Annotated in this window: 5 protein-coding genes and 1 riboswitch; of the genes, 3 read left to right on the plus strand and 2 right to left on the minus strand. The window is 66.4% G+C overall.

Features of this window, described 5'->3' with window-relative positions; translation table 11 throughout:
- Positions 1–33 precede the first annotated feature (33 nt).
- Positions 34–2,271 carry an NADP-dependent isocitrate dehydrogenase gene (locus tag A5775_RS03145; protein ID WP_067247341.1) on the minus strand — a complete coding sequence of 746 codons (2,238 nt, stop codon included), beginning with the start codon at positions 2,269–2,271 and terminating at the stop codon, positions 34–36.
- Positions 2,272–2,430: 159 nt separating this feature from the next.
- Positions 2,431–2,547: riboswitch (SAM riboswitch) on the plus strand.
- Between the two features lie 165 nt (positions 2,548–2,712).
- Between A5775_RS03145 and A5775_RS03150 the strand changes: the two genes are divergently transcribed.
- The 3 genes from A5775_RS03150 to A5775_RS03160 are packed head-to-tail and all read left to right on the plus strand — an operon-like array spanning position 2,713 to position 5,985.
- A complete protein-coding gene (locus A5775_RS03150) occupies positions 2,713–4,092 on the plus strand; it encodes a bifunctional o-acetylhomoserine/o-acetylserine sulfhydrylase (protein ID WP_067247344.1) in 1,380 nt (459 codons plus the stop codon).
- Positions 4,093–4,105: 13 nt separating this feature from the next.
- On the plus strand, positions 4,106–5,254 hold the full coding sequence (locus tag A5775_RS03155) for a homoserine O-acetyltransferase (protein WP_067247348.1): 1,149 nt from the start codon (positions 4,106–4,108) through the stop codon (positions 5,252–5,254).
- Entirely contained in the window at positions 5,251–5,985 is a 735-nt protein-coding gene (locus A5775_RS03160; RefSeq protein ID WP_067247351.1) for a class I SAM-dependent methyltransferase, read from the plus strand. Before A5775_RS03155 ends, A5775_RS03160 begins: the two co-directional genes overlap by 4 nt.
- 9 nt (positions 5,986–5,994) lie before the next feature.
- Here the strand turns inward: A5775_RS03160 and A5775_RS03165 are convergent.
- On the minus strand, positions 5,995–6,564 hold a 570-nt coding region (locus A5775_RS03165; protein WP_156660551.1), incomplete at its 5' end, for an HNH endonuclease signature motif containing protein.

Genomic DNA, 6,564 nt, shown 5'->3' on the forward strand with positions numbered 1-6,564 from the left:
TGGTTTCAAGGCGTCCGAAACCTCCCTGCGGCCTCAGCCTTGCGCGGCCGCTAGCACTTCGTTGAACGTCTTGCTCGGCCGCATCACTGCCGTCGTCTTCTCGCTGTCCGGGTAGTAGTAGCCGCCGATGTCGACCGCCTCGCCCTGCACCTCGGCGAGTTCGCTCACGATGGCGTCCTCGTTCTCGGCCAACGAGTCGGCCAGCGCGGCGAAGCGCTCGCGCAACTCCTCGTCATCGTTTTGCCCGGCGAGTTCGGCCGCCCAGTACAGCGCCAGATAGAACTGGCTGCCGCGGTTGTCGAGTTCACCCGTCTTGCGCGACGGACTCTTGTTGTTGTCCAACAGCTTTCCGATCGCGGAATCCAGCGTCTTGCCCAACAGCTTGGCGCGCTCGTTGTCGGTCTTGATGCCGATGTCCTCGAAACACGCTCCCAGGGCGAGGTATTCACCGAGCGAATCCCAGCGCAGGTGATTCTCCTCGACGAGTTGGTGGACGTGCTTGGGTGCCGAACCGCCCGCCCCGGTCTCGTACATTCCGCCGCCGGCCATCAACGGCACGATGGACAGCATCTTGGCGCTGGTGCCCAGCTCCAGGATCGGGAACAGGTCGGTGAGGTAGTCGCGCAGGATGTTTCCGGTGGCGGCGATGGTGTCCTGGCCGCGCATCGCGCGCTCCAGCGTGTAGCGCATGGCCCACACCTGCGGCATGATCTGGATTTCCAGGCCCTCGGTGTCGTGCTCCTTCAGGTACTCCTTGACCTTCTTGCGCAGCTCGACCTCGTGCGGTCGCTCGGTGTCCAGCCAGAACACCACCGTCATGCCCGAGTTGCGCGCCCGGTTGACGGCCAGCTTGACCCAGTCGCGGATCGCTTCGTCCCTGACGATGGGCATCCGCCAGATGTCGCCGCTTTCCACCTTTTGGGTCAGCAGGACTTCCCCGGTGTCGAGGTCGACGATGTTGGCGACGCCGCCCTCGGGGATCTCGAACGTCTTGTCGTGTGAGCCGTACTCCTCGGCCTGCTGCGCCATCAGCCCGACGTTGGGGACCGTTCCCATCGTCGTCGGATCGAATTGCCCGTGGGTCTTACAGAAGTTGATGATCTCTTGATAGATCCGGGAAAAGGTGGACTCGGGGTTGACGGCCTTGGTGTCCTTCTGCCGCCCGTCGGCGCCCCACATCTTGCCGCCCGCACGAATCATCGCCGGCATCGACGCGTCGACGATCACGTCGCTGGGCGAATGAAAGTTGGTGATGCCCTTGGCCGAATCGACCATCGCCAGCTCGGGCCGGTGCTCGTGGCACGCATGCAGGTCGCGGATGATCTCCTCGTGCAGCGACGCGGGCAGCGACTCGATCTTGCTGTACAAATCGACCAATCCGTTGTTGACGTCGACGCCGAGTTCGTCGAAGAGCGCCTCGTGCTTGGCGAAGGCGTCCTTGTAGAAGATCTTCACGGCATGGCCGAAGACGATCGGGTGGGAGACCTTCATCATCGTCGCCTTGACGTGCAGCGAGAACATCACGCCGGTCTCGTAGGCGTCCTGCATCTCCTCTTCATAGAACTCGATCAAGGCCTTTTTGCTCATGAACATGGAATCGATGACGTCGGAGTTGCGCAGCGACACCATCGGCTTGAGCACGATCGTCTTGCCGCTGTCGGTCTCCAGCTCCATCTTCACGTTGCGCGCGCGGTCCAGCGTCATCGACTTCTCGCCGTGGTAGAAGTCGCCGCCCTTCATGGTCGCGACGTGGGTGCGTGACGCCGGCGACCAGTCCGCCATGCTGTGCGGGTGCTTGCGCGCATACTCCTTGACGGCCTTGGGCGCGCGCCGGTCCGAGTTGCCTTGCCGCAGTACGGGGTTCACCGCGCTGCCCAGGCACTTGGCGTAGCGGTCGCGAATTTCCTTGTCCTCGTCGGTCTTCGGACTCTGCGGAAAGTCCGGAACCTTGAATCCCTTGCCTTGCAGTTCCTTGACGGCGGCGATCAGCTGGGGCACCGACGCGCTGATGTTCGGCAGCTTGATGATGTTGGTGTCGGCCAGCTTCGTCAGCCGGCCCAGTTCCGCCAGGTTGTCCGGGACCCGCTGCTCTTCGGTCAGGTGTTCGGGGAACTCGGCGAGGATCCGCGCGGCCACCGAGATGTCGCTGGTCTTGATCTCGATGCCCGCGGGTTCGGCGAAGGCACGCACGATCGGCAGGAACGCATAGGTCGCCAGCAGGGGCGCCTCGTCGGTCAGCGTGTAGATGACGGTCGGCTGTTCGGCGCTCACGGTCCCTCTCCCGGCGGCAAGATCTTCGATATCGGATAAATCTGTGGGGGGCTCAGCAATCTAACTGCCACGTTATCAAGGGTGTTTGGACAGGTGTCGACCTGCATGTGCGCCGCCACGGTTGGCAGCGGGTGGGCACAGTAAGATAATCTTCGTATTGGTCATGAGCGCCAGCGTCAAGCCCCGGCTTGCTGGCCGGCAACCCTCCAACCGCGGTGGGGTGCCCCGGGTGATGACCAGGTCTAGTAGCCACAGGCTGCGCGGCAAGCGCGGGTCCGCCATGACGGACCCCTGACTAGAGGGGACACGTGATGTGCTTCTGTCCAACTCCTTGCGATCGGCTCACCCTTTCGGGACCGCTGATGCGCGTAGCAATGTGCCGCTGCTAGCCGGCCTGCCGACGAAATTCGACACCCGTTTCCCAGGAGAAAGCCAACCCACGTGAGTTCCGAGAACGGCACTACCAGCAACGACGACACCGATCCGACCGCGCATTGGTCGTTTGAGACCAAGCAGGTGCACGCCGGCCAGCACCCCGACCCGGCCACCAACGCCCGCGCCCTGCCGATCTACCAGACCACGTCGTACGTCTTCGACGACACCACACACGCCGCCGCCCTGTTCGGGCTGGAGGTCCCGGGCAACATCTACACCCGGATCGGCAACCCGACCACCGACGTCGTCGAGCAGCGCATCGCCGCGCTCGAGGGTGGCGTGGCCGCGCTCTTCCTGAGCTCGGGGCAGGCCGCTGAGTCGTTCGCCATATTGAACCTGACGTGTGCCGGAGATCACATCGTCTCCAGCCCACGCCTCTACGGCGGGACGTACAACCTGTTCCACTATTCGCTGGCCAAGCTGGGTATCGAGGTCAGCTTCGTGGAGAACCCCGACGACCTGGATTCATGGCAGGCCGCGGTGCGGCCGAACACCAAAGCCTTCTTCGCCGAGACCATCTCCAACCCGCAGATCGACATCCTGGACATCCCCGGGGTCTCCGGGGTCGCCCACGCCAACGGCGTCCCACTGATCGTCGACAACACCATCGCCACGCCGTACCTGATCCAGCCGCTGCAGCACGGCGCGGACATCGTGGTGCACTCGGCCACCAAGTACCTCGGTGGGCACGGCTCCGCGATCGCCGGGGTCATCGTCGACGGCGGCACGTTCGACTGGACGCAGGGTCGTTTCCCTGGATTCACCACGCCCGACCCGAGCTACCACGGCGTGGTGTACGCCGAACTCGGTCCGCCCGCCTACGCGCTCAAGGCGCGGGTACAACTGCTGCGTGATCTCGGTTCGGCCGCCGCCCCGTTCAACGCATTCCTGGTCGCCCAGGGCATCGAGACGCTGAGCCTGCGCATGGAACGCCACGTCGCCAACGCGCAACGCGTGGCCGAGTTCTTGGCCGGCCACGAGGGCGTCCTGTCCGTGAACTACGCGGGCCTACCCGGCTCGCCCTGGTACGAGCGCGCAAAGAAGCTGGCGCCCAAGGGAGCCGGGGCGGTGCTGGCGTTCGAGCTGGCCGGCGGCGTCGACGCGGGTAAGGCCTTCGTCAACGCGCTGAAGCTGCACAGCCACGTCGCCAATATCGGCGACGTGCGTTCGCTGGTGATCCACCCGGCCTCCACGACGCACGCCCAGCTGTCCCCGCAGGAGCAGCTGAGCACCGGGGTCAGCCCGGGGCTGGTGCGGCTGGCCGTCGGCATCGAGGGGATCGACGACATCCTGGCCGACCTGGAGCTCGGCTTCGCCGCGGCAAGCAAATTCGGTGCGACCGCGGCAGCGTCGGGCACCGATCCGCAGGCCGTGGCGGCGTTCTAAAGGAGCCCCGCCGATGACGATCTCCGACGTGCCCACCCAAACACTGCCCGACGAAGGCGAAATCGGCTTCGTCCACATAGGCTCGCTGACCACCGAAAGCGGCGCGGTGATCGACGACGTGCACATCGCCGTCCAGCGATGGGGCGAGTTGTCGCCGACGCGCGACAACGTGGTGGTGGTGCTGCACGCCTTGACCGGTGACTCGCACGTCACCGGTCCGGCCGGACCCGGACATCCCACCGGGGGCTGGTGGGACGAGATGGTCGGGCCGGGCGCACCGATCGACACCGACCGCTGGTGCGCGGTGGCCACCAACGTGCTGGGCGGTTGCCGCGGCTCCACCGGGCCCAGCTCGCGGACCCGGGACGGAAAGCCTTGGGGCTCAAGGTTCCCGCGGATCTCGATCCGCGACCAGGTACAGGCCGACATCGCCGCACTGGCGGCGCTGGGGATCGATGAGGTCGCCGCCGTGGTCGGTGGATCCATGGGCGGCGCAAGGGCTTTGGAGTGGATCGTCGGCCACCCGAACCGGGTCCGGGCCGGGCTGCTGCTGGCGGTGGGCGCGCGCGCCACCGCCGACCAGATCGGCACCCAGTCCACGCAGATCGCGGCCATCAAGGCGGACCCGAACTGGCAGGGCGGCGACTATCACGACACCGGTCTCGCGCCCGAAACCGGCCTGGCGATCGCGCGGCGCTTCGCGCACCTGACCTACCGCGGTGAAGCCGAGCTCGACACCCGGTTCGCCAATGACGGTCAGAGCGACGAGGATCCTGCCGACGGCGGCCGCTACGCGGTACAGAGTTACCTGGAATACCAGGGCGACAAGCTGCTGGAGCGCTTCGACGCCGGCAGCTACGTGGTGTTGACCGAGGCGCTGAACAGTCACGACGTCGGCCGGGGGCGCGGTGGGGTGCCCAACGCGCTGGGGGGCTGCCCGGTGCCGGTGGTGGTCGGCGGCATCACGTCCGACCGGCTGTACCCGTTGCGCTTGCAGGAGGAGCTGGCCGAACAGCTGCCGGGTTGTGCCGCTCTGCAGGTGGTGGACTCCCTCTGCGGGCACGACGGCTTCTTGGTGGAATCCGACGCGGTCGGCGAATTGATCCGCAAGACACTGGTGTTGGCCGACGCGGACAGCAGGGAAGGCACGTCGCAACGGTGACCCGCTCCCGGCACGACCGCTCCCTGTCGTTCGGCTCGGCGGCCGCCGCTTACGAGCGTGGCCGCCCCTCCTATCCCCCGGAAGCAATCGACTGGCTGCTGCCGGTCGGCGCGCGTCAGGTGCTCGACCTGGGTGCGGGCACCGGCAAGCTGACGACCCGGCTGGTGGAGCGCGGCCTGGACGTGGTGGCCGTCGACCCGATCCCGGACATGCTGGAGGTGTTGCGGACCTCGCTGCCCGAAACCCGGGCCCTGCTGGGCACGGCGGAAGAGATTCCGTTGGAAGACAACAGTGTTGACGTGGTGCTGGTGGCACAGGCCTGGCACTGGGTGGACCCCGAGCGCGCCATCCCGGAGGTGGCCCGCGTGCTACGCCCGGGCGGACGGCTGGGCCTGGTGTGGAACACCCGCGACGAGCGGCTCGGCTGGGTACGCGAACTCGGCGAGATCATCGGTAGCGACGGCGACGGCGGCCGCACCAAGGTGACGCTGCCCGAACCGTTCACCGAGCTGGCGCAGCATCAGGTCGAATGGACGAGTTACCTTACGCCGCAAGCGTTGATCGACCTCGTCGCATCGCGCAGCTACTGCATCACCTCACCGACCGAGGTCCGCACCCAAACGCTCGACCAGGTGCGCCAGTTGCTGGCCACCCATCCGGCGCTGGCGAATTCGACCGGCCTGGCGCTGCCCTACGTCACCATGTGCACCCGGGCTACGTTGGCCGGCTGAGCCGACACGTCAATCCGCCTCGTCGTCATCATCGCCGTCGCGTAGCAGTTTTTCGGGGTGGTGAAAAGTGTTGGTGCGCGGTTGGCCGCGGTCGAGGTGTGGGGGTGGGATCCATTCGGTGTCACCCTTGGCGTCTTTGCGGGTGGTCCAGCCGCGGGGTTGGAGCATGCGGTGATGCGGGCCGCAGGCGAAGGTGAGGTCGTTGATGTCGGTGCTGTGGCAGGTGGCGTAGTCGGTGACGTGGTGGACTTCGCAGTAGTAGCCCGACACGGTGCACCCGGGTGTGGTGCAGCCGCGGTCTTTGGCGTGCAAGACGATTCGTTGGCCGGGGGAGGCCAGCCGTTTGGTGTGATAGAGGGCCAGGGCTTTGCCGTTGTCGAAGATGGCCAGGTAGTGGTGGGCGTGGCGGCCCAGGCGGATCACATCGGTCATGGGCACGATGGTGCCCCCACCGGTCAGGCCGCGTCCGGCGGCGGCCTCCAGTTCGGCCAGGGTGGTGGTGACGATGATGCAGGCCGGCAGCCCGTTGTGCTGGCCCAACTTCCCGGAGGCCAGCAGGCCGCGCAGCCCGGCCAGCAG

This window comes from Mycobacterium sp. 852002-10029_SCH5224772 (assembly GCF_001667315.1).
Lineage (GTDB): Bacteria > Actinomycetota > Actinomycetes > Mycobacteriales > Mycobacteriaceae > Mycobacterium.